Source organism: Massilia sp. HP4, from assembly GCF_005222695.1.
Classification (GTDB): domain Bacteria; phylum Pseudomonadota; class Gammaproteobacteria; order Burkholderiales; family Burkholderiaceae_D; genus Telluria.
Genome location: NZ_STGG01000070.1, coordinates 104,322 through 127,581 on the forward strand (window position 1 = coordinate 104,322; position 23,260 = coordinate 127,581).

Below are 23,260 nucleotides of genomic sequence, written 5' to 3' on the forward strand. Positions count from 1 at the left end.
GCGGTCAGGTCAGTAAGTCGAGTGTCGGGCTGCGCCAGAATTTGCGCTGCGCCATCGCGGTGGTCGTCGCTTCGAGCAGCCCTTCGCGGCTGGACAGCACCAGGCGCAGCGACTTCACGCGGCCATCCTTGACGGCGGCCAGCAGCGGCGCGAACAGGGATTCTTCGAGGTGCTGCATGCCTTGCAGCCAGCCGTTCCAGTCGGCGGCCAGCGCGGCCTCGCCGAGGGTACCGGCCACCACCAGGCCGTCTTGCGCCAGCACCCCGTCCAGGCGCTCGAGCGTATCGAGGCGCTGGGTGCTCATCGCAGCCAGCCAGCCGGGGACGGCGTAGCTGGCCATCGGTGTGGGGCGGGCCGGCGCTTGCGTGGCCGCGCCCCACACCCAGAACGCGTTCACCACCGGCAGCCGGCGCGCCTCGCGCGCGGCATTGACGGGGTGCGCATGCCAGGCCATCTGCACCTCGTTCTGCAGCCGGCGGTAGGCTTGCGCCTGGGCGCCCTTGGGCATGAAGTCGGTCAGGTCCATATTGGCGACAGTATCCGGGCTGGCGGTGTCGAAACCCGTCCAGTCGTCGGCGCGCAGGAACCAGGTGTGGGCGTCGCCGTAGTGCAGTTCGTGGCCGATCTCTTCGCACAGGCTGCGCGCCGCTTCGAACAGGGCGCGGCCGTCTTCGTCGCTCAGGATGACCTGCCGGATATCGGCCATCATGAGGTGGCTGCGCGCGATCTGGATGTGGGCCGGCGTGACGATATGCCAGCGGCCGGCGCCAGGATCGAGCTCCAGCCCGCGCATGGCGGCGACGGCGAAGGGCGCCCGACCGTCATGGCCAAGGCCCAGCGCGCGCGCCAGCCAGCTTTCGTGCGGCAGGGCGTGGGCGAGGTCTGGCCGCGGGGCGCGTTCGACCTTCGAGGTGCGCGATAGCAGCGCACCCAGGGCCGGCGCCTGCAGGGCGCGGATCAGGTCGGGAGCGAATTCGGGGAGCGGAAGAGCGAACGGCAGGACAAGCGTAATATGAGCCATCCCGCTATTCTAGGCCAAAATCGGCCGCTCGGCGGGTTCGATCTTGGCTTGCCGACAGGCGTTTGCACATGGTTTTTTGATAATCCGCGCCACAAAAGTGGTTTGTCTGGCAAACTGCCGGGTTGGCGAAGCCAGAAGAACAAGAACCGAACGGATAGCGTGAGCAATACCCAACCATGAGCATCACCCAACAACTTCCCTACGAATGGCAGATCGGCCTGCGCTACACCCGCGCCGGCAAGCGCAGCGGCCGCAACAGCTTTATTTCCTTCATCTCGATGGCGTCGGTGGCCGGCATCGCCCTGGGCGTGGCCGCCCTGATCGTGGTGCTGTCGGTGATGAACGGCTTCCAGAAGGAAGTCACCACCCGCATGCTGTCGATGCTGGCCCACGTCGAGATCTTCGACGCGCGCGGGGCGCTGCCGGACTGGCGCACCACCAGCGCTCAGGTGCTGCGCCACCCCGAGGTGCGCGCCGCGGCGCCCTTCCTGGATGCGCAATCGATGCTGCTGGTCGACGGCGTCATGAAGCCGGCGCTGCTGCGCGGCGTGGAACCGGTCGAAGAGGCCAGGGTCTCGGACGTCGCCAGGCAGATGAAAGAGGGCAGCTGCGATTCGCTGCGGCCGGGCTCCTTCAATATCGTGCTGGGCCGTGCGCTGGCCAAGTCGCTCGGGGTCGAGGTGGGCGACCGCGTATCGCTGCTGGTGGCCAGCAGCGGCATCCTGGGCGGCGCCGCTTCGCCCGGCGAAAATCCGCTGCCGCGCACGCGCGCATTGACCGTGTCCGGCATCTTCGAGGCCGGCCACTTCGAATTCGATTCGACGCTGGCCCTGGTGAATATCGCCGATGCCGAGGCTGTGACCGGCGCCACGATGCCGGCCGGCCTGCGCCTGCGCCTGGCCGACCTGCAGCAGGCGCCGCGCGTGGCCTATGAGCTGCAACAGTCGATGGCGGGCGACCTGATCATGCGCGACTGGACCAAGGTGAATACCGTCTGGTTTGCCGCCGTGCAATCGCAAAAGAACATGATGTTCATTATTCTCACCATGATCGTGGCGGTGGCCGCCTTCAACCTGGTGTCGACCCTGGTCATGACGGTCAAGGACAAGCAGGCCGACATCGCCATCCTGCGCACGCTGGGCGCTTCGCCGCGCGGCATCATGAAGATCTTCATGGTGCAGGGCACGCTGGTCGGCTTGCTGGGCGCCTTGCTCGGCGTGGGCCTGGGCGTGCTGGTGGCGCTGAACGTCGACGTGATCGTGCCGGCCATCGAGCGCCTGCTGGGCGTGCACTTCCTGTCGCAAGAGGTCTACCTGATCAGCGAGATGCCGTCCGAGCTGCTGTGGCGCGACGTCGGCTGGATCGGCGGCGTGGCCGTGGTGCTGTCCTTCCTGGCCACCATCTACCCGAGCTGGGCCGCCTCGCGCGTGAAACCGGCCGAGGCGCTGCGGTATGAGTGAACGTCGATCGATGGTTTGTCGCCGCCCACATCTTGAACACGGAAACGCATGAGTATCATCCACAAACTGCCGTATGAGTGGCAGGTCGGCCTGCGCTATACGCGCGCCGGCAGGCGCAGCGGGCGCAGCAGCTTTATCTCCTTCATTTCGCTGATATCGGTGGCCGGCATCGCGCTCGGCGTGGCGGCGCTGATCATCGTGCTGTCGGTGATGAACGGCTTTCAGAAGCAGGTCACCGACCGCATGCTGTCGGTGCTGGCCCATATCGAGGTGTTCGACGCGTCCGGCAGCCTGCCGGACTGGCGCGCCTCGGCCAGGGAGGCGCTGCGCAATCCCAACGTGTTGGGCGCGGCGCCTTTCGTCGAGACCCAGGGCCTCCTGGTGCGCGACGGCGTGATGCGGCCTTCGATCGTGCGCGGCGTGTTGCCGGGCGAAGAAGACCGGGTGTCCACGGTGGCCCGGCAGGTGCGCGCCGGCAGCTTCGATGCGCTCAAGCCGGGCCAGTTCAATATCGTGCTGGGCTATGCGCTGGCGCGCGCGCTGGGCGTCGGCATGGGCGACAAGGTCACGATGGTGCTGGCCCAGGGCCAGGTCACGCCGGCCGGCATGGTGCCGCGCACGCGCAGTTTCACGGTCGCCGGGATCTTCGAGGCCGGGCACTTCGATTTCGATGCGGCGCTGTCCTTCATCCACGTCGAGGATGCCCAGCGCCTGGAACGCCTGCAGGCGCCGTCGGGCCTGCGCCTGCGCATCGCGAACATGCGCGAGGCGCCCGAGGTGGCAGAACAGCTCAAGGGCCAGATGAGCGGCGACCTGGTGGTGCGCGACTGGCCCAAGCTCAACGCCAACTGGTACGCTGCGGTACAGACCGAAAAGAAGATGATGTTCATTATCCTCACCCTGATCATCGCGGTGGCCGCCTTCAACCTGGTCTCGAGCCTGGTGATGACGGTGACCGAGAAGCAGGCCGATATCGCGATCCTGCGTACGCTCGGATCGTCGCCGCAATCGATCATGAAGATCTTCATGGTGCAGGGCGCGGTGGTCGGCGTGCTGGGGACGCTGGCCGGCGTCGCCATGGGCGTGACGGTGAGCCTGAACATCGATGTCATCGTCCCGTTCATCGAACGTTTGCTGGGAGTGGAGTTCTTGTCCAAAGATATATATTTGATCAGTACCGTGCCATCCGACCTGCATGGTCCGGACGTCGCCATCATCGGCGTCATCTCGGTGCTGCTGGCCTTTGCCGCCACGCTGTATCCGAGCTGGGCGGCCTCGCGAGTGAAACCGGCGGAGGCCTTGCGTTATGAGTGAGGTCACGACGCCCATCCTCGCTTGCCGCGGCCTTGGTAAAAGCTTCAGGCAAGGCGACGCCGAGGTCCGCGTAATCCAGGGGATCGATTTCGCCATCCAGCGCGGCGAGCGGGTCGCCATCGTCGGCGCCTCGGGTTCCGGCAAATCGACCTTGCTGCACCTGCTGGGCGGCCTGGATACGCCGAGCAGCGGCTCGGTGACCCTGAAGGGCGAGGATTTCGCGACCCTGTCCGAAGCGCGCCGCGGCGAGTTGCGCAACACGGCGCTGGGCTTCGTCTACCAGTTCCACCACCTGCTGCCAGAATTCACGGCGCTCGACAACGTCATGATGCCGCTCCTGATCCGGCGTGAGGCGCGCCCGGTGGCGCTCGAGCGCGCGCAGGCGATCCTGGAGCGCGTGGGCCTGGGCAAGCGCGTGGTGCACCGTCCGGGCGAGCTGTCCGGCGGTGAACGCCAGCGGGTGGCGCTGGCGCGCGCGCTGGTGACGCAGCCGGCTTGCGTGCTGGCCGACGAACCGACCGGCAACCTCGATCACACCACGGCGCAAGTCATCTTCGACCTGATGCTCGAATTGTCGCGCACCCTCGGTACCGCCTTCGTGATCGTGACCCACGATATGGAACTGGCGCGCCGCTGCGACCGCGTGTTGCGCATGACCGAGCACGGCCTGCAGCCGGCGCAAGGCTGAGTCATGTGGATCGATACCCACGTCCACCTGGATGCCCGCGAGTACGGCGGCGACGGCATCGGCGTGGCCTTGAAGGCGCAACAGGCCGGGGTGTCGATGATCGTGATCGTGGCGGTCGAGCGGGGCAATTTCGATGCCGTGGCGAGCCTTGGGCACGCCAGCCCGAACGCCTGCTACGCGCTCGGCATCCACCCGATCTGCGTGCCGCAGGCGCGCGACGACGACCTGGACTACCTGCGCACGCGGGTTAAAGACGCTCTGAACGATCCGCGCTTCGTCGGCATCGGCGAGATCGGCCTGGATTTCTTCATCCCGGAGCTGACCACGCCCGAGATGCGCGACAAGCAGGAGCGCTTCTTTCGCGAACAGCTGCGCATCGCGCGCGACTTCGGCCTGCCGGTATTGACCCATGTGCGGCGCTCGCAAGACCAGGTGCTCAAGCACCTGCGCCAGATTCGGCCGCCTGGGGGAATCGCCCATGCGTTCAACGGCAGCTTCCAGCAGGCGCAGAATTATATTGACCTCGGATTCCACCTGGGATTCGGCGGCAATATGACCTTCACGCGTGCGCTGCAGATCCGCCGCCTGGCGGCCGAGCTGCCTCTGGCGGCTATCGTGCTGGAAACCGACTCGCCCGACATCGCGCCGAGCTGGATCCATCCGGGCCGCAACAGTCCCGATCAACTTCCCGGCATCGGCGCGACGCTGGCCGAACTGCGCGGGATTGGCGTGGACGAGGTGCGGGAAGCGGCCTGGCGCGCGTCGCTGGCAGCCATTCCGCGCCTGGCGCCGCTGTTGGCCTGAGGCGGCGGCACGGTCCAGGCGCCGGTGTCAGGCTGCACGCCGGATCGCATGATGGCTGGCGAACAGTTCCGCCATCCACTCGACAAACACCCGGACCTTGACCGACAGATGGCGATTGTGGGGGTAGACGACGTGCAGGGCGACCGGATCGGCCTGCCAGGCGGGCAGCAAGGGCTCCAGCAGCCCGGCGGCCACCGCGCGCTCCGCGGCGAAATGCGTCGTTTGCAGCAGTCCCAGCCCGGCCACGGCGGCGTCCAGTGCCGCCTTGCTGTCGTTGACCGCTATCTGCAGCGGAACGGCCGCAAGCAGGCGCTCGCCGCCGTGCGACAATTCCCACTGCACCGCCCTGGCGTGCCTGCATCCGGACATGCCGATGCTGCGATGGCGTTCCAGGTCGTCGGGGTGTAGCGGGCGGCCGTGGCCGGCAATGTAGGCGGGTGAGGCATAGATGCCGTAGGTGAGATTGCCGACGCGGCGCGCCACCAGGTCGGAATCGGGCAGCTTTCCGGTGTGTATCGAGCAGTCGATATTGTCCTCGACCAGGTTGGCGGCATGGTTGCTGGAGCCGAACTCGAGCTGGATGTCGGGGTAGCGGGCAAGGAAATGCGGAAGGCGCGCAATCAATTCGCCTGCCAGCAGCTTGGGCGTGTCCACGCGCAGCAGGCCGCTCGGCCTCTGGTTGGCGCGCGACATCGACTCCTCGGCCTCGCGCACTTCGCCCAGGATGCGCGCGCAGCGTTCGTAGAACAGGGCGCCGTCGGGCGTCACGCTCACCAGCCGGGTGGACCGATGCAGCAATTTGACGCCGAGCATCCGTTCGAGTGCCTGGATCAGCCTCGTGACAGTGGCCTTGGGCAGGTCCAGGGTATCGGCGGCGCGCACGAAACTACCGTGTTCGACGACGGTCGTAAACACTTCCATCGCCTGGAATTTATTGATCGTTGTCACCTTGTCTCCCCGTATATGCACGCTCCGGCCAATCTCCCTATCAGCCTTTCTGTAACTACGACTCATCTTGTCGTAGTTATATCGTAACGCTGAATGCGCCGTTGAGCAAGCCTTCTTTGCCAGGCAGATGCTGCCTTGCCAGGTTCGCAAAACCGCTCTATCATTAATTCCGACTAAATTAATCGGAGTTTTAGTGGCATGGGCACGGTAAACAAATTGCTGGCGATGGAGGTGTTCATCAATGTGGTCGACCAGGGCAGGTTCGTGCGCACCGCCGAGCAGATGGGTTTGCCGAAGACCACCGTCACCATCCTGATCAAGGAACTGGAGCAGATGCTCGGCGTACAGCTCCTGAATCGCACCACGCGTCAGGTCAGCGTGACGCCCGACGGCGCCGCCTTCTACGACCGCTCCATGCAGATCCTCGCTGACATGCAAGAGGCCGAAGACGCCATGTCACGTGCCCGCCATATGCCGGGTGGCTTGCTGAGGATCGACGTGCCTGCACTCCTGGCGGGCGAACTGATTCCCCATCTGCCCGGTTTCTTTTCCCGCTATCCGGACATCCTGCTCGACATCGGCAGCAGCGGGCAACGCGCGGATGGGCTGGAGGCGGGCGCCGATTGCGCAATCCAGTGCGGTGAACTGGCCGACAAAAGCCTGGTGGCGCGCCGCGTCGGCAGCCTCGGCTTTGGGCTCTACGCCTCGCCCGCCTACCTGGACCAGACCGGACGGCCCCAGCATCCGGACGACCTGGCCCGACACCGTGGCATCGGCGCTTTCTCGGGCAAGCGCGCCAACACGGCGCAACTGACCTTGCGACGCTGCGCAGAGCAGGTGCAAGCCGAGGTCCCGATCCACCTGGCCGTCAACGACGCCGACGCCGGCATCGAGGCCGCCATCGCCGGGCTCGGCCTGCTGCGCACCACCCGCTTTGCCGGTGAGCGCGAGGTCGCGGCCGGACGACTCGAGCCGCTGCTGCCCGATTGGTCGCTCGATGGCGTGGCCCTGCACGTGGTGTTTGCCCGCAACCGCCAACTGTCGGCCAAGGTCGGCGTGTTTGTCGATTGGCTGGCCGAACTGTCGGCGTCTGGCCTCGCGTTCCAGCGCGATTGTTTGGCGGGTTGAACAGTCGGTTCGTTGCCGGCTGGTTTATCCGGACAGCCCGCTGACCTATAGTTTGCTCACGGTAAAAAACCCAGGAGCAGAATTCATGAACAAGGTAAGTGACATGGTGGTGCAAGGGGCCGCGTCGCCGCTGGCGGCACGTCTCTACAGCAACGGCCCGGCCGACGCGCTGATGGTGTTCCTGCACAGCGGTGGCTTTTGCGGCGGCGACCTCGAGGACGCCGACCGTTTCCTGCAACTGCTGGCGCATGCTGCCCCAGGTCTGTCGGTGCTGGCCGCCAACTATACGCTGGCCAGCCAGAGCCCGTTCCCGGCAGCGGTCGACGATGCCTATGCGGTGCTCGAATGGGTCGTCTCCCACGCCCCTGAACTGGAATGGAGCGGGCGCCGGCTGCTCGTGGCCGGCATCGAAGCCGGCGCCAACCTGGCAGCGGGCGCGGCGCTGATTGCGCGCGACCGCGGCGGCCCCGCGTTGGCAGGGCAGGTGCTGATCACACCCATGCTCGACCCCAGCCTGTCGAGCCGCTCGATGCGCGCCACCGAGAACGACCAGGCCGGCACGCTGCGCATGGCGCAGGCGCTCGAAGCGGGCTACAAGGACTATCTGCCGCGCGCGGCCGACCGCTTCCATCCCTATGCCTCGCCGTTGCACACCAGCCGCCTGCGCCAGTTGCCGCCGGCCCTGATCCTGTCGGCCGAGAACGATCCGCTGATGGATGAGGCCGAACAATACGGCGCGCGCCTGATCGCGGCTGGCGTGCCGACCCGGGTGTTGCGGCTGCCGCCGATACCCCGCTTCGACGAGAGCGCCCGCAACGACTGCGCCTGCCGCGCCATGGCAGTCGACGAAGTCGCCAATTTTGCCGGCGGCGGCATGCGCCGGCAGGAATAGCGGCATTCGTCCACGGCGCCCGGCTGGCTTGCCCGCCGCCCGCGCCGCCCCCCCCCCACACAATCCGACGTTTTTTTTCACCGGCATTGCCCCGGCGGGCCCCCTTTTGCCCGTCATTTTAAGTAAAGGAAGCATCATGAGAAAGATATCCCCAGTCAGCAAGCATCTGCTGACCGTCCTTGCCGCACTTGTGCTGACCGCGCTGGCTTCGCTTGGCCTGTCAGGCTGCAACGCCCATGGCAAGGCCGAAGCGCCGGCGCCTGCGGCGGCGTCGGTCGCGGCAGCCAAGGTCGTGGAACGCGAGCATACCGAGACCCAGCATTTCTCCGGTCGCCTTGAGGCGATCGAGCGGGTCGACGTGCGTCCCCGCGTGGGCGGCTACCTTACCGCGATCAAGGTTCGTCCCGGCCACATGGTCAAGAAGGGCGAGCTGCTGTTCGAGATCGATCCGCGTCCCTACCAGGCTGAACTCGACCACGGCGAAGCGGCCCTGGCCTCGGCCAGGGCCAGGGCCGACCTGGCGCAGCTCGAACTCGGGCGCTCCGAGCGCCTGCTGGAAGACCGCGCCATCGCCCAGCGCGAATACGATGAAAAGGCGTCCGGTTTCAAGGAGCTGCAGGCCAATGTGCGCGCCGCCCAGGCCCGGGTCGAGACGGCCCGCCTGAACCTGTCGTACACCCGCATCACCGCGCCCATCGATGGCCGCGTGTCGAAAGAGGAAATCACGCTCGGCAACCTGGTGGACACCTCGGCCGTGCTGACCTCGGTGGTCTCGACCGACCGCATCTACGCCAGCTTCGACGGCGACGAAGACGCCTACCTGCGCGTGGCCCGCGCCGCACAGCAGGGCACCAGCATCGATGTGCATGTCGGCCTGGCCAACGAGAAGGGCTTCCCGCACCAGGGCAAGCTCGAGTTTGTCGACAACCAGCTCGATCCCCGTACCGGCAGCGTGCGCATGCGCGCCGTGTTCGCCAACAAGGACGGCACCATGGTACCCGGCCTGTTCGCCCGCGTGCAGCTGCGCGGCGGGGTCCAGGGCGGCGCCACCAGCCGCGTGCTGCTGGTGGCCGAACGCGCCATCGGCACCGACCAGAACCGCAAGTACGTGGTGATCGTCGGCGCCGATAAACAGGTGCAGTACCGCGACGTCGACCTGGGGCCGTCGGTGGACGGCCTGCGCGTGGTGCGTACGGGCCTGGAACCCGGCGACAGCGTGATCGTCGACGGCCTGCAGCGTGTGCGCCCGGGCGCCACGGTCGCCGCGCGGATGGTCGACATGACCGCTTCCAATTAAAGGAGGCGTCATGAATTTCCCCCGCTTCTTTGTGGACAAGCCGATCTTTGCGGCTGTCCTGTCGATCATCATCTTCGTGGCCGGCCTGATCTCGATCTTCCTGCTGCCGGTGTCGGAGTATCCCGACGTTGTTCCTCCGTCGGTGGTGGTGCGTGCCCAGTACCCGGGCGCCGATCCCAAGGTGATCGCCGAAACCGTGGCCGCTCCGCTCGAAGAGCAGATCAACGGCGTCGACAATATGCTCTACATGACGTCGCAGAACACCGCCGACGGCTCCCTGATGCTGACCGTGTCGTTCGCGATCGGCACCAATGTCTCGCGCGCCGAGACGGACGTGCAGAACCGCGTGCAGCGCGCCTTGCCGCGCCTGCCCGAAGAGGTACGCCAGCTGGGCGTGACGACCGTCAAGTCCTCGCCCAACCTCACGCTGATGGTGCACCTGATTTCGCCCGACGGCCGCTACGACGACGAGTACCTGCGCAACTACGCGGTGATCAACGTCAAGGACCAGCTGGCGCGCCTGAACGGCATGGGCGAGGTCGTGTTCTACGGCTCGGGCGACTATGCGATGCGGGTCTGGCTCGATCCGCAAAAGGTCGCCGAGCGCAAGCTCCAGGCCAGCGACATCGTGGCCGCCATCCGCGAGCAGAACGTCCAGGTCGCGGCCGGCGTGGTGGGCGGGTCGCCGTCCCGGGAAAGCCAGTTCCAGTTGTCGGTCAAGACCCAGGGCCGGTTAAAAACGGTCGACGATTTCGGCGACATCATCGTGCGCACCAACGAAGACGGCGCCCTGACGCGCCTGCGCGACGTGGCCCGCATCGAACTGGGCGCCAACGCCTACGACCTGCGCTCGCTGCTCGACAACCGGACCACCCACGCGCTGGGCATTTTCGAGGCACCCAACGCCAACGCCCTGCAACTGTCGGCCGACGTGCGCGCCAAGATGGAAGAATTGTCGAAGAACTTCCCGGCAGGCCTGAAGTACGACATCGTGTACGACCCCACCCAGTTCGTGCGCGAATCGATCCGCGCCGTCATCGTCACGCTGCTCGAAGCGGTGGCGCTGGTGGTGCTGGTGGTGATCCTGTTCCTGCAATCGTGGCGCGCCTCGATCATTCCGCTGCTGGCGGTGCCGGTATCGATCGTCGGTACCTTCGCGGTGATGCTCGCTTTCGGCTTTTCGATCAACTCGCTGTCGCTGTTCGGCCTGGTGCTGGCGATCGGCATCGTGGTCGACGATGCGATCGTGGTGGTGGAGAACGTGGAGCGCAATATCGAGACCGGCCTGTCGCCGCGCGACGCGACGATCCAGGCCATGAAGGAAGTGAGCGGCCCGATCATCGCCATCGCCCTGGTGCTGTGCGCGGTGTTCGTGCCGATCGCCTTCGTGCCGGGCCTGAGCGGCCAGTTCTACCGCCAGTTCGCGCTGACCATCGCCATTTCGACCGTGATCTCGGCCTTCAGCTCTCTGACCCTCGCGCCGGCCCTGTCAGCTGCATTGCTGCGTTCGCACCATGCGCCGAAAGATGCCGTGACGCGCGTGATGGACCGGCTCTTCGGCCGTTTCTTCGCCGCCTTCAACCGCTTCTTCGGCCGCAGCTCGGTGCGCTACGAGAACGGCGTGCAGGGCGTCTTGCGCCGCAAGTCGGCATCGGTGGCCGTGTACGTGCTGCTCAGCGCATGCGCAATATTGATGTTCAAGCTGGTGCCGGGCGGCTTCGTGCCGACCCAGGACAAGAACTACATCGTGGCCATGGCCCAGCTGCCCGACGCCGCCTCGCTCGAGCGCACCGACAAGGTGATCCGCGAAATGTCGGACATCGGCCTGAAGATTCCCGGCGTCGACCATTCGTCGTCCTATCCCGGCCTGTCGATCAACGGCTTTACCAATGCCTCGAACGCCGGCATCGTGTTCGGCACCTTGAAGCCGTTCGACGAGCGCACCGCGGCCGACCAGTCGGGCCCCGCGATCGTCGCTGAATTCAACAAGCGCATGGGGTCGGTCGAAGAAGCCTTCATCATGGCCTTCCCGCCGGCGCCGGTGAGCGGCCTGGGGACCATCGGCGGATTCAAGCTGATGATCGAGGACCGCGGCAACCTGGGCTTCGATGAACTGAACAAGGCGGTCCAGGAAATCGTGGCCAAGGCCAACGCGAATCCAAAGCTGACGGGCGTGTTCTCCAGCTTCCAGATCAATGTGCCGCAACTGTACGCGGACATCGACCGCGCACGCGCCAAGCAGCTCGGCGTGCCGCTGCAAAGCATCCACCAGACCTTGCAGGTGAACCTCGGCTCGCTGTACGTGAACGACTTCAACCAGTTCGGGCGTACCTTCCAGGTGCGGGTCCAGGCCGACGCGCCATTCCGCAGCGATGCCGAGCAGATCGCGTTGATGAAGGTGCGCAGCGACAAGGGCGAAATGATCCCGCTGTCGTCGCTGATGCGCATCGAAAACAGCTATGGCCCGGACCGCGTGCAGCGCTATAACGCCTATGTGGCGGCCGACCTGAATGGCGGCCCGGCGCCGGGCGTATCGTCGGGCGAAGCGCAGGCCGAGATCGCGAAGATCGTCAATGAGGTGCTGCCGCCTGGCCTGGCCTTCGAGTGGACCGACCTGGCCTATCAGGACATCCTGTCCGGTAACACCATGTTCTATGTGTTCCCCTTGTGCGTGCTGCTGGTGTTCCTGGTGCTGGCCGCGCAGTACGAAAGCTGGACCCTGCCACTGGCGGTGATCCTGATCGTGCCGATGTCGATCCTGTGCGCGCTGGCAGGGGTCAAGCTGGCCGGAGGCGACAACAATATCTTCACCCAGATCGCGCTGTTCGTGCTGGTGGGACTGGCCTCCAAGAACGCCATCCTGATCGTCGAATTCGCCCGCGAGCTCGAAGACCATGGCCGCACGATCGTGCAAGCGGCGCTGGAAGCATCGCGCCTGCGCCTGCGACCGATCATCATGACCTCGATCGCCTTCATCATGGGCGTGGTGCCGCTGGTGTTCTCGCATGGCGCCGGCGCCGAGATGCGCCAGGCCATGGGCGTGGCGGTGTTCAGCGGCATGCTGGGGGTGACGTTCTTTGGCCTGTTCCTCACGCCGCTGTTCTACGTGCTGCTGCGCACCCTGGCAAAACGCTTCGAGAAGCAGCCCGCGGCGCATGGCGTCGGCGCCCCACAAGGAGTCGAACAATGAACCGCCCGATCTTGACCATCCTGGCCGCGGCGCTGCTGCTGTCAGCCTGCGCCGCGCCCGAGTTTCGCCAGCCGCATGTCGCCACCCCTGCCGCCTTCAAGGAGGAGCCGGCAGCGGTGCTGACCGCCGCCGATGGCAGCCGCTGGCGCCAGGCGCGCGCCGCCGAGCGCCAGCCGCGCGGCCAGTGGTGGCTGGCCTTCGACGATCCCGCGCTGACCGCACTGGTCGATGAAGCCAGCCGCAACAACGCCAACCTGGCCGTGGCCGCGGCCCGCGTCAAACAGGCCCGCTCCATCGTCGGCATTGCCGCCGCCGACCGTTCGCCGCAGATCGGTATCGGCGCCGGCGCCGAACGCGCCGCGCCCGAGGGGGCGGCGCCGCAGAACACCTACCGGGCCGGCCTGGGCGCCAGTTACGAAGTCGACCTGTTCGGCCGCGTCAGCGCCGGCGTGGCCGCCGCCGAGGGCGATGCGGCAAGGATCGAGGCGGACTACCGTTCGGTGCTGCTGGCCCTGCAAGCCGATGTGGCGCAGACGTATTTCCAGCTGCGTGCCACCGACGCCGAACTCGACACGCTGGCGCAAGCGGTGCAGCTGCGCGAGGAAAGCCTGAAGGTGACCCAGCGCCGCTTCGACCACGGCGACATCGGCGAGTTCGACCTGTCGCGCGCCCGCACCGAGCTGGCCACGGCGCGCGCCGAAGCCATCGGCCTGCAACGCCAGCGCCAGGCGGCCGAGCATGCGCTGGCAGTCTTGCTGGGCCGGCCCGCGGCCGATTTCACGGCGGGCAGCAGCCCCTTGCAGGATGGCGCGCCGCTGCCGCGGATTCCGGCCGGCCTGCCATCGAGCCTGCTCGAGCGGCGGCCCGATATCGCCGCCGCCCAGCGCACGATGGAAGCATCGAACGCGCGCATCGGCGTGGCGCGCGCCGCCATGTTCCCGGCGCTGTCGCTCAATGCCGACGCTGGCGGGGTGGGCGGCGCCGTCAGCGACATCTTCCAGATGAGCGCTCGTTCCTGGCTGCTGGGCGCGACGCTGGCGATGCCCCTGCTCGACGGTGGCCGCAACAAGGCCAATGTGGCGCGTTCAGAAGCCGTGCTCGAAGAATCGGTGGCCAGCTACCGCCACAGCGTGCTCACCGCCTACGCCGAGGTCGAAGACAGCCTGGCGGGCCTGCGCATCCTGGACCGGCAGAGCGACGAAGTGGACGACGCGGTGCGCTCTGCACGCCGCGCGGCCGACCTGGCGCGCAAGCTGTACGACACCGGCCGCTCGAGCTACATCGATCTGCTCGACGCGCAGCGCCACCTGGCCAATGTCGAACGCAACGCCGTGCAACTGCGCGGCGACCGCGCCATCACCACAGTAGCCCTGATCCGCGCCCTGGGCGGCGGCTGGGGCGACATCCACGAGGAGTAAACCATGCATCAAGACCTGAAATCAGTATTGTCACTGCCCGACTCCGACAGCCAGGAAACCCAGGAATGGATGGACGCTTTGGCATCGGTGCTGCGGGTCGAAGGCGGGACCCGCGCCCACTACCTGGTCGAGCGCATACTCGACATGGCGCGCCGCCAGGGAGTGGCGATCCCGGTCGAGATCGACACGCCTTACGTGAACACGATCGCGCCCGGGCAAGAGACAGCGCCGCCGGGCAACCAGGAATACGAAGCGCGGCTGCGCAACTGGATGCGCTGGAATGCGATGGCGATGGTGGTCAAGGCCAACCGCATCGACAGCTCGCTCGGCGGCCACCTGTCGAGCTACGCCTCGCTGGCCCACACGCTCGAAATCGGCTTCAATCATTTCTGGCGCGCCGAGAGCGCCACCCATGGCGGCGACCTGCTGTACGTGCAAGGCCATTCCTCGCCCGGCGTGTACGCGCGCGCCTTCCTCGAAGGGCGCCTGAGCGAAGCACAGCTGGTGAACTACCGGCGCGAAGCCGACGGCGAGGGCCTGTCGTCGTATCCGCACCCCAAGCTGATGCCCGGCTTCTGGCAGTTCCCGACGGTGTCGATGGGCCTGGGGCCGCTGATGGCGATCTACCAGGCGCGCTTCCTGCGCTACCTGGATGCGCGCGGCCTGGCCGACACCGCCGAGCGCAAGGTATGGGTGTTCTGCGGCGATGGCGAGATGGACGAGCCGGAATCGCTGGGCGCCATCGGCCTGGCCGGGCGCGAGAAGCTCGATAACCTGGTGCTGGTGGTGAACGCCAACCTGCAGCGGCTGGACGGCCCGGTGCGCGGCAACGGCAAGATCATCCAGGAACTGGAGCGCAATTTCCGCGGCGCCGGCTGGAACGTGGTCAAGGTGGTGTGGGGCAGCGGCTGGGACGCGCTGCTGGCCAGGGACAGCGAAGGCATCCTGCGCAGCGTGATGATGGAAACGCTCGACGGCGAATACCAGAACTACCGCAGCAAGGACGGCGCCTACATCCGCGCCCACTTCTTCGGCAAGCACCCCAGGCTGCTGGAGATGGTCGCGCACATGTCGGACGACGAGATCTGGCGCCTGACGCGCGGCGGCCACGATACGCAAAAGATCTACAGCGCCTTCAAGCTGGCGCAGGAACACAAGGGCCAGCCCACGCTGTTGCTGATCAAGACCGTCAAGGGCCTGGGCATGGGCAAGCACGGGGAGGCGCGCAATAATGTGCACCAGACCAAGAAGCTCGACGAGGACGCGGTGCGGCTGTTGCGCGATAACCTGGGCATTCCGATCCCGGACGAGCAACTGGCCGCGCTGCCGTTCTACAAGCCCGACGACAGCGCGCCCGAGATGCAGTATCTGCATGCGCGCCGCCAGGCATTGGGTGGCTACCTGCCCCAGCGCCGCGAACGGGCCGACGAAGTGTTGCCGGTGCCGGCGCTGGACGCCTACGCGGCCGTGCTGGGCGCCACGCCCGAAGGGCGCGCGATTTCCTCGACCACGACCTTCGTGCGATCGCTCAATGTGCTGCTGCGCGATGCTGCGCTCAGCGAGCGCATCGTCCCGATCCTGGTGGACGAGTCGCGCACCTTCGGCATGGAGGGTCTGTTCCGCCAGATCGGCATCTACAACCCGCAGGGCCAGTTGTATGAGCCGGCCGACCGCGACCAGGTCATGTACTACCGCGAGGACAAGCGCGGCCAGGTGCTGCAGGAGGGGATCAACGAGGCCGGCGGCATGGCGTCGTGGATCGCCGCCGCCACCTCGTACTCGACCAACAACCGTATCATGCTGCCGTTCTACGTGTTCTATTCGATGTTCGGCATGCAGCGGATCGGCGACCTGATCTGGGCCGCGGCCGATATGCGGGCGCGCGGCTTCCTGATTGCCGGCATCGCCGGACGCACGACGATGAATGGCGAGGGCCTGCAGCACGAGGATGGCCATAGCCACGTGATCGCCGCCTCGATCCCGACCTGCATTCCCTACGACCCCACCTTCGGGCACGAGGTCGCGGTCATCGTGCAGGATGGCACCCGGCGCATGGTGGCCGAACAAGAGGATGTGTTCTACTACATCACGGTGATGAACGAAAACTACCCCCATCCCGGCCTGACGCCGGGACAGGAAGAGGGCATCCTCAAGGGCATGTACCTGCTCAGCCAGGGTGGACCAGGCACGCTGCGCGTGCAGCTGATGGGCTCCGGGACCATCCTGCGCGAGTCGATCAGCGCGGCCGAACTGCTCAGGGACGATTGGGGCGTGCAGGCCGACATCTGGTCGGCGCCCTCGCTGACCTTGCTGGCGCGCGATGGCCAGGACGTCGAGCGCTGGAACCTGGTCAATCCGCAGGGGCCGCAACGCCAGGCCTACGTGACGTCGCTGCTGCAGGATACCAGCGGCCCGATCATCGCCGCCACCGACTACATGCGGATCTTCGCCGAGCAGGTCAGGGCCTATATGCCGGCCGGGCGCAGCTTCAAAGTGCTGGGGACCGACGGCTTCGGACGCTCCGACAGCCGCCAGCGCCTGCGCTCCTTCTTCGAGGTGGATCGCTATTATGTGACCGTGGCGGCGCTGCGCGCGCTGGCCGACGAAGGACGGATCGGGGTCGATATCGTGCAGGCGGCGATTGCGAAGTACGGGATCGATACCGGCAAGCGCAGTCCGATGCAGGACTAGCGGGCAATGCGTGGACGGGGCAACCCGTCCATCATCCGCCTTATCCGCCACGGGTAGCCGTTTTGCAGGTAGTTCACTCGACATTTGTGACCGCGAGCAAACCGGGCTATCTGGCGTCGTGCCAAGATTCTTCTTCGACGAGCTGAGTTCACTTCAGCGATCACCGGACGGGAGACCCACTTGGACAGCGCGAGCGAATTCCTGCGCATGCTGCAGCACGAGAAATCGCTGACGGCGGCCCACCGGCCGATCCGGCTGCGTCTTGGCCATGCCGACCACCTTGCCGACGAAGTCTTGCTGCCGCAAAGGGTCAGCGGCAGCGAATCGGTGTGCGGCAATCTCGAATACACCGTCACTTGTGTCGCTTCTACACCACGCCTGCCTCTCAAGGAACTGATCGCGCTGCCGGCCGAGATCCAGTTCGTCACCGACCGCGGCCAGTTGCGCGGCGCCTGCGGCATCGTGGCCGAAGCCCGCGCCGGCGACTACGACGGCGGCCTGGGCGTCTACCAACTGGTGATCCGCGACGCGCTGGCGATCATGGAAAAGCGCATCAACAGCCGCGTGTTCCGCTACCAGAACGAACTCGAGATCGTGCAGGTGCTGTTCGACGAGTGGCGATCATCGAACGGCGTGCTGGCCAGCGCCTTCGAATACGAGCTCGATCCGCTGTTCGACATGCGCCAGTTCCCGCCGCGCGAACAGACGATGCAATACAACGAATCCGACGCCGCTTTCGTACGCCGCCTGCTGCGCCGGCGCGGCGTGGCCTGGACCTTCCGGCCCGGCCATGCGCGCACCAGGACCCTCGAGGTCGAGCGCGACACCTCGCCGGTGCACACGCTGGTGCTGTTCGCCGATGCGAATTCGCTGCCGCGCAACGGCGCCGGCACCGTGCGCTACCACCGCGGCGGAGCAAGCGAAGAACGCGACACCATCGTCTCCTGGTCCGCCGCGCGCCGCCTGCAGCCGGGCAGCACCACGCGCCACAGCTGGGACTACCGCAACCCGCTCGGCACCCAGTTCATGACCGCCACCGCGCGCAGCATGGCCGACCAGGGCCGCAGCGGCAACCAGCTCGCGGCCAGCCTCGACGACTACCAGGTCGAGATGCCGCATGCCGGCAACGACGTCGAAGACCACTGGCGCCTGGGCCAGGTGCGCATGAACCGCCACGAATTCGACACCAAGTGCTTCCACGGCGAAGGCAGCGTGCGCGACCTGCGCGCCGGCGAGTGGTTCACCCTCGCCGGCCATCCCGAGATCGACACCCACCCCGCGGCCGAACGCGACTTCACCATCACCGCGCTGCACGTCGAGGCCGAGAACAACCTCCCGGCCGACGTGTCGGCGCGCGTGCGGCGCCTGATGGGCGCCTGGATGGACGGCGCCGCCTTCCCCGACACGCCGCCGTCCCTCGATGCGGTGCGGGTGCGGGTCAGCTTCGACGCCGTGCGGCGCGGCATTGCGCTGGTGCCGAGCTTCGATCCCAGGGTCGACCTGCCGCATCCGCAGCTGCAAAGCGCGATCGTCACCGGTCCGCCCGGCGAAGAGGTGCATTGCGACGCGATGGGACGGGTCAAGATCCGCTTTCCCGGCATGCGCACGGGCGACCACCGCCATGCGCACGGCGCCGGCGCCTCCGACACCCCGGCCGATTCGGCCTGGGTGCGGGTGGCGTCGAACTGGGCGGGCGCCGGGCCGGGCAGCCAGCAGCAATCCGGCACGCTGGGCCTGCCGCGCGTCGGCACCGAGGTGCTGGTGGCCTTCATGGGCGGTGACCCCGACCGGCCGGTGATCCTGTCGCAGCTGTACAACCAGCGTTCGCAGCCGCCGGCGCTGAGCCGGGCGGGGGAGTTGCCGGGTAACCGGTATCTGTCGGGGATGCGCAGCCGCGAGATCGGCGGGGCGCGCGGCGGCCAGCTGCTGTTCGACGATACGCCGGGACAGATCGCGGTGCAGCTCGCCAGCGAACATGCCGGTTCTGAACTGAACCTCGGCTGGCTGTCCGAACCGCGCGCGAACGGCCAGGGCGGGGCGCGCGGCGAAGGCGCTGAACTGCGTAGCGACAAGGCGGTGGCGGTGCGCGGCGGCGAAGGCATCCTGCTCAGCGCCGGCGGCAAGCAAGAAGATGAAAGCGCCCAGCTGGAGCGCGGCGGCCTGGTCGGCATCGCAGAGGCGATGCACGGGGTGCTCGACACGCTCGGCCGGCTGGCCGCCGATCATGGCGAGGATCAAGAAGCCAAATCGCGCCTGGACGCGCTGGCCGAGCGCCTGCGCCAGTGGCACGATGGCTCGAACGTGGCGCCCGGCGCAGGCAAGGGCGGAGAGCCGATGGTGGCGGTCAGCGCCCCGGCCGGCGTGGTGATCGCCAGCGACGACAGCATCGCGCTGGGCGCCCAGACCAAGGTTGATATCGTCTCGACCGGCGACGCCGAGGTGGCGACCGGCCGCAGCCTGTTCCTGCGCGCCTCGCGCGCGCTCAGCATGTTTGCCCATGAGCTGGGCATGAAGCTGATCGCGGCGCGTGGCGATATCGTGGTGGAGACCCACCGTGGCGATATCGAGATCAAGTCTTCCAGCCGCATCCGGCTGATCGCCGCCACCGGCATCGAACTGGAGGCGCCCTCCGTGAAAGTGGTCTCGCAGGGCACCCAGACCGATTGGGAAGGCGGCACCATCACGCACCAGAGCAGCGGCAAGCACGTGGTCCGGGCGGCCGGGGTGGAACACTTGCCGCCAGGGGGCGGCGCCCCGGCCGGCCTGCAATTGCCGGCGACCGGGCTCGAGACCGACGAGCGGGTGGTGGTGTTTGAGCGCCAGACCAATTTGCCGGCCAGGGGCCAGCGCTATGTCGCCCTTCACGAAGACGGCACCCGCATCCAGGGCGTCACCGACGACGAAGGGCGCACCAGCATCCTCTGCAGCTATGCCATGGGCGATATCGAGATTCGCCTGCTGCCCGATGACGAAGCAGACGACCCGGGTGCGGGCCGGGCATGAAGGAGCCGACCCGCCCCATTCCCCAGCCGATTGTCGACCGCGATGGCAGCCTCGTGGCGCATACGGTCGCGACGCCGACGGCCTTCAAGGTCAGGGCCAGGGTAACGATAGGCTCGCGCAAGGTGATTCCGGTGATTCTCGTGCCTGGAATTATGGGGTCCAATCTGCGGGCCAGGGCCGACATGGAAGTGCCCGACGACGCCATCCTGAAGCCGGGCGAGGCAGCCTGGCGTCCGCCGAGCGGCAACCTCGACGGCTATCTGGAATCGTTAAAATGGTCTGCGCGCAGTCCTTCCGAACGGCAGCGGATCCTGGACGCGAGCATCCTCGAAGTGGACCCCGGCGGCGAGTTGGCATTCGCACCGCTCGTGTTCGATGCGAGGGTACTGCGCGAGCGGGGCTGGGGAGAAGTGCACGCCGGATCCTACGGTGCGCTGCTCGTCGATTTGCAGCGGCACCTGGACAAGACATTCCAGGTATCGCCTCGCGGGACGCGCGAGATACGTCACTTCTGGCGCAGGGTCATGCAGACCGAGACTGCGTCGTGGGGCGTGCGACATGTAGACCGGGTGACTGAGGCCGAGCTGGAGAAATATGCCGCCTACCAATACCCGGTGTATGCATTCGGCTACAACTGGCTCAATTCATGCGAAGACTCGGCGCGCCGGCTGCGCACTCGCATCGACGCGATCAAGGCATTCTGGGCCGAACGCAAGCACCAGTGCGAAAAAGTGATCCTGGTAACCCATTCGATGGGAGGCCTGGTCGCGCGTGCCTGCGCGCGGCTGAGTCCCCCAGGGGATGGGAGCGCACCGGATATTGCCGGGATCATCCACGCGACGATGCCGGCACTGGGCGCGCCAGTTGCTTACCGGCGCATTGCATGCGGTACCGAAGGCGGGCGCTTCATGAACGGCTTCGGCGATAATCGCAAGGCTTCCGCCATTGCTGACATCATCGGCGAAAGCAGTGCCGAAACGACGCCGGTCATGGCAGTTTCTCCAGGGGCCCTGCAACTATTGCCGAATCATTTGTATCCGCGGCCCTGGATTGTCATCAAGTCGATGCGGTCGGTAAATCGCCGTGATGAGGTGCGCGATCTGCTATCGCTACCGGACGGTAATCCCTACGATTTCTATCGCGATATGAAATCCTGGTATCGAATGATCGATCCGGAACTTGCCGATCCGGCCAAGCGTTACCGCAAGACGGGCGAATCTACGATCGAACGCATAACCAAGGCAATCTCTGCCGCTGAAAAGTTACATACGAAATTGCTGATGACGGGGGCTGATGGCAATTCTCCTCCGAAACCCTACTACCATCCGCATACCTATGCTTTCTACGGCGCGGACAAGGAATTGAAGGCGTTTGGACAAATCCGATGGGTGGCCCGCGAACCGTCGATTAACCCCACCGCGTTGTCCCCTTCCTTGATTCGCGCCGCGACACTTGTTTCGGCCGCGCGCAACGGCGACCGCGAGGTACGTGTGGGACGGGATCTACAGCTGCGCTTCTTCGTTTGGCCAGAAGACGCCCATGGTGACGAGACCGTGCCGGTCCAATCCGGTGCTGGATCTTCTGCGCATGTACGGCAGGCGTTCGCGCCGGCCGGATTCCGGCATCAGCAAAGCCTCGAGCCCGAATCGATGCGCCTTCTCGTACGGCATCTTATTGTCAAGATCGTTCAGGAAATCAAATGAAGCGGCTCGGCGGCAGGCGAGTGCGATGGGTGTGTGGGCTGACAGCGCTCGCACTGGCGTTCATGTCGCTGATCGCCAGTTCGGTGCAGGCGGACTACGACAAGCAGAAGGTGGCGAAAATGACCGAGAAAATGAAGACGCGCTGCGTAGGCCGTTTCCTGATCGATTTGCCGGCGGATGCACAGGTCACGATGCGGTATGGCGCATTAGGGGGCTTTGATATCTTTACTTCGAACGCCGAATCTGCGGAGGAGTTTGCCGAGCGCTTGCGCTTGAAGGAGCTCGAGATAGCGGGCGCTGTCAACGAGGATGGTCAACCCAGCCTGGAGGCGAGCAAGGAAATCACGGTAGGCGCGGGCAGTGGGAAAACCTTCGCCTACAACCGGGAACGCACGAAAATACTGGGAGACGACGGTTTTTTTTACAGCGAAAACCTCCAGTTTCTCAGCATGCTCCGATTTCCCGGGGTAAGCGTCACTGGAAAGATCGAGTGGGTCGCACCACGGTATATCGACGGCTTGACCAGGATACTCAGCCGCATCCGGCCGCTTGCCGGCGAAGAAATACCGAGCGAGAGCGGTTTTTGCCTTGGACATGTCATTCTCCAGGACCCCTATGAACACGACAATGTCGAGAGTGTCGTGATGTTCGCCGGAATCCCCGGTCATCCAGACGTCAACATCGCCCTGTCGTCGATGTCGGGAACCAGCCCGGCGCCAGGCCTGCTGGCACGCCATGAACGAGCCGTGGACCGGGCACCGGTGTTCATGCGGCTCGCGTTTTCCCATCTACGTCAACACGTGCGCATGATCAATGGGCTGCCGGGCGAAGAGTTGGTGTTGCGCGCGCGTGAGCCGAATTTCACGACCGGCTATTCATTTCAGTGGGAGATGGCCGGCAATCAGGACGATGTTTACGCGCCGCGCCTGAAGCTCGAACTGGAATCGGGCGTCAATCCGGTTTCGGGCGGCAAACCGGTACAGTCGACCCTGACCGAAGAAGCCATGTTCGAACTGTGGGAAAGCATCGTCAACAGTATCCGGCCGAGACCCGTTGGGCCTGTGGCCGATGCAAAGCCCGACCGTCCTGTCGTAGCGCTGGGCACCAGCGCCCTGGCAGGGGAGACCTGTCCCCAGACCGGATGGTGGCGTTGTGGCGATGGAGGGAATGGTATCTCTGTCCTGGGCGGGCAGCATCAGTTCCTGAAGCAGGGCCAGACCATGCCGCAGGCCCTGTTGCTCCCCGAACAAACCATGTGGCAGCGCTTGCGGGGAGTGCAGCCCAGCTACGAAAGTGCGAACTCGACACTGTGGGCGCTGGTGGACAAGCGCAACAGCGAGCGCAAGACAGAGCCGCCCGGGCTGGAGCGGGCGCTGGCCGCTTCCGAGTCTGGCAATGTACAGGCAGGGGCGGCGGCAGGCGCGGGGCCTTTCAATCAGGCCGACATGGCAATCGGCAGTGTGGCGAAGACTGGATGGGCGTGCCCGGCGAGTGGATGGTGGCGCTGTGAAGACAGCCAGGCGCTGGACGGCACCCGCTGGTTCGCGGCCGGCGCCCTGCTGCCGGCTGCGACATTCCGAGCATTGCCGCGCCGCAATGGTGTCGCCCACAGCGAGTTGATCCATCGCCGCAGCGCCTGGCAACTCGTCCGTAAGGCGGATTCTGCCTCGGCCAGCTAGCCAGGTTTTCCCGTCCTGTCGACA

At 66.1% G+C, this 23,260-nt stretch carries 15 protein-coding genes; 13 read left to right on the forward strand and 2 right to left on the reverse strand.

The window, feature by feature from the left end; all coding sequences use genetic code 11:
• Positions 1-4: 4 nt before the first annotated feature.
• Complete coding sequence (locus E8M83_RS24925) at positions 5-1,021, reverse strand: hypothetical protein (protein ID WP_137176043.1); 1,017 nt, start codon at positions 1,019-1,021, stop codon at positions 5-7.
• Between the two features lie 176 nt (positions 1,022-1,197).
• Between E8M83_RS24925 and E8M83_RS24930 the strand changes: the two genes are divergently transcribed.
• From E8M83_RS24930 to E8M83_RS24945, 4 genes are read left to right on the forward strand one after another with little or no spacing between them, the layout of a single operon-like run.
• Positions 1,198-2,481 (forward strand): lipoprotein-releasing ABC transporter permease subunit, encoded by a 1,284-nt coding sequence (locus E8M83_RS24930; protein WP_137176044.1) that lies wholly within the window; start codon positions 1,198-1,200, stop codon positions 2,479-2,481.
• A 48-nt stretch (positions 2,482-2,529) separates the two neighbouring features.
• The gene (locus tag E8M83_RS24935; protein WP_137176045.1) at positions 2,530-3,795 is read left to right on the forward strand and encodes a lipoprotein-releasing ABC transporter permease subunit; all 1,266 of its coding nucleotides are present in this window, start codon (positions 2,530-2,532) and stop codon (positions 3,793-3,795) included.
• Complete coding sequence (lolD, locus tag E8M83_RS24940; RefSeq protein ID WP_137176046.1) at positions 3,788-4,483, forward strand: lipoprotein-releasing ABC transporter ATP-binding protein LolD; 696 nt, start codon at positions 3,788-3,790, stop codon at positions 4,481-4,483. Before E8M83_RS24935 ends, lolD begins: the two co-directional genes overlap by 8 nt.
• A gap of 3 nt (positions 4,484-4,486) precedes the next feature.
• Positions 4,487-5,287: a TatD family hydrolase gene (locus tag E8M83_RS24945; protein ID WP_137176047.1), complete on the forward strand. Its 801-nt coding sequence runs from the start codon at positions 4,487-4,489 to the stop codon at positions 5,285-5,287.
• Between the two features lie 27 nt (positions 5,288-5,314).
• Here E8M83_RS24945 and E8M83_RS24950 read toward each other — a convergent pair whose 3' ends face one another.
• The gene (locus E8M83_RS24950; protein ID WP_229491909.1) at positions 5,315-6,235 is read right to left on the reverse strand and encodes a LysR family transcriptional regulator; all 921 of its coding nucleotides are present in this window, start codon (positions 6,233-6,235) and stop codon (positions 5,315-5,317) included.
• A gap of 198 nt (positions 6,236-6,433) precedes the next feature.
• On the opposite strand from E8M83_RS24950, the gene E8M83_RS24955 reads away from it, so the two are divergent.
• The 9 genes from E8M83_RS24955 to E8M83_RS24995 all read left to right on the forward strand — a co-directional run bounded on the left by E8M83_RS24955 (position 6,434) and on the right by E8M83_RS24995 (position 23,236).
• Positions 6,434-7,363 (forward strand): LysR family transcriptional regulator, encoded by a 930-nt coding sequence (locus E8M83_RS24955; protein ID WP_137176048.1) that lies wholly within the window; start codon positions 6,434-6,436, stop codon positions 7,361-7,363.
• An 85-nt stretch (positions 7,364-7,448) separates the two neighbouring features.
• Positions 7,449-8,255, forward strand: coding sequence for an alpha/beta hydrolase (locus tag E8M83_RS24960; protein WP_137176049.1), 807 nt, complete (start codon positions 7,449-7,451; stop codon positions 8,253-8,255).
• A gap of 136 nt (positions 8,256-8,391) precedes the next feature.
• Entirely contained in the window at positions 8,392-9,552 is a 1,161-nt protein-coding gene (locus tag E8M83_RS24965) for an efflux RND transporter periplasmic adaptor subunit (RefSeq protein ID WP_137176050.1), read from the forward strand.
• A 10-nt stretch (positions 9,553-9,562) separates the two neighbouring features.
• Entirely contained in the window at positions 9,563-12,742 is a 3,180-nt protein-coding gene (locus tag E8M83_RS24970; RefSeq protein WP_137176051.1) for an efflux RND transporter permease subunit, read from the forward strand.
• The gene (locus E8M83_RS24975; protein ID WP_137176052.1) at positions 12,739-14,160 is read left to right on the forward strand and encodes an efflux transporter outer membrane subunit; all 1,422 of its coding nucleotides are present in this window, start codon (positions 12,739-12,741) and stop codon (positions 14,158-14,160) included. The genes E8M83_RS24970 and E8M83_RS24975 overlap by 4 nt, the downstream gene beginning before the upstream one ends.
• A 3-nt stretch (positions 14,161-14,163) precedes the next feature.
• Positions 14,164-16,851 carry a pyruvate dehydrogenase (acetyl-transferring), homodimeric type gene (gene aceE / locus E8M83_RS24980; protein ID WP_137176053.1) on the forward strand — a complete coding sequence of 896 codons (2,688 nt, stop codon included), beginning with the start codon at positions 14,164-14,166 and terminating at the stop codon, positions 16,849-16,851.
• 180 nt (positions 16,852-17,031) lie between these two features.
• Positions 17,032-19,854, forward strand: coding sequence for a type VI secretion system Vgr family protein (locus E8M83_RS24985; RefSeq protein ID WP_137176054.1), 2,823 nt, complete (start codon positions 17,032-17,034; stop codon positions 19,852-19,854).
• Entirely contained in the window at positions 19,851-21,557 is a 1,707-nt protein-coding gene (locus tag E8M83_RS24990; RefSeq protein WP_137176055.1) for a triacylglycerol lipase, read from the forward strand. The genes E8M83_RS24985 and E8M83_RS24990 overlap by 4 nt, the downstream gene beginning before the upstream one ends.
• Positions 21,554-23,236, forward strand: coding sequence for a T6SS immunity protein Tli4 family protein (locus E8M83_RS24995; RefSeq protein ID WP_137176056.1), 1,683 nt, complete (start codon positions 21,554-21,556; stop codon positions 23,234-23,236). Before E8M83_RS24990 ends, E8M83_RS24995 begins: the two co-directional genes overlap by 4 nt.
• Positions 23,237-23,260 lie beyond the last annotated feature (24 nt).

Coding starts and splice junctions, on each gene's coding strand:
- E8M83_RS24965 (WP_137176050.1), top strand. CDS start 8,392: ATGAGAAAGATATCCCCAGTCAGCAAGCATCTGCTGACCGTCCTTGCC.
- E8M83_RS24945 (WP_137176047.1), top strand. CDS start 4,487: ATGTGGATCGATACCCACGTCCACCTGGATGCCCGCGAGTACGGCGGC.
- E8M83_RS24935 (WP_137176045.1), top strand. CDS start 2,530: ATGAGTATCATCCACAAACTGCCGTATGAGTGGCAGGTCGGCCTGCGC.
- E8M83_RS24925 (WP_137176043.1), bottom strand. CDS start 1,021: ATGGCTCATATTACGCTTGTCCTGCCGTTCGCTCTTCCGCTCCCCGAA.
- lolD (WP_137176046.1), top strand. CDS start 3,788: ATGAGTGAGGTCACGACGCCCATCCTCGCTTGCCGCGGCCTTGGTAAA.
- E8M83_RS24990 (WP_137176055.1), top strand. CDS start 19,851: ATGAAGGAGCCGACCCGCCCCATTCCCCAGCCGATTGTCGACCGCGAT.
- E8M83_RS24960 (WP_137176049.1), top strand. CDS start 7,449: ATGAACAAGGTAAGTGACATGGTGGTGCAAGGGGCCGCGTCGCCGCTG.
- E8M83_RS24995 (WP_137176056.1), top strand. CDS start 21,554: ATGAAGCGGCTCGGCGGCAGGCGAGTGCGATGGGTGTGTGGGCTGACA.
- E8M83_RS24930 (WP_137176044.1), top strand. CDS start 1,198: ATGAGCATCACCCAACAACTTCCCTACGAATGGCAGATCGGCCTGCGC.
- E8M83_RS24955 (WP_137176048.1), top strand. CDS start 6,434: ATGGGCACGGTAAACAAATTGCTGGCGATGGAGGTGTTCATCAATGTG.
- E8M83_RS24970 (WP_137176051.1), top strand. CDS start 9,563: ATGAATTTCCCCCGCTTCTTTGTGGACAAGCCGATCTTTGCGGCTGTC.
- E8M83_RS24975 (WP_137176052.1), top strand. CDS start 12,739: ATGAACCGCCCGATCTTGACCATCCTGGCCGCGGCGCTGCTGCTGTCA.
- aceE (WP_137176053.1), top strand. CDS start 14,164: ATGCATCAAGACCTGAAATCAGTATTGTCACTGCCCGACTCCGACAGC.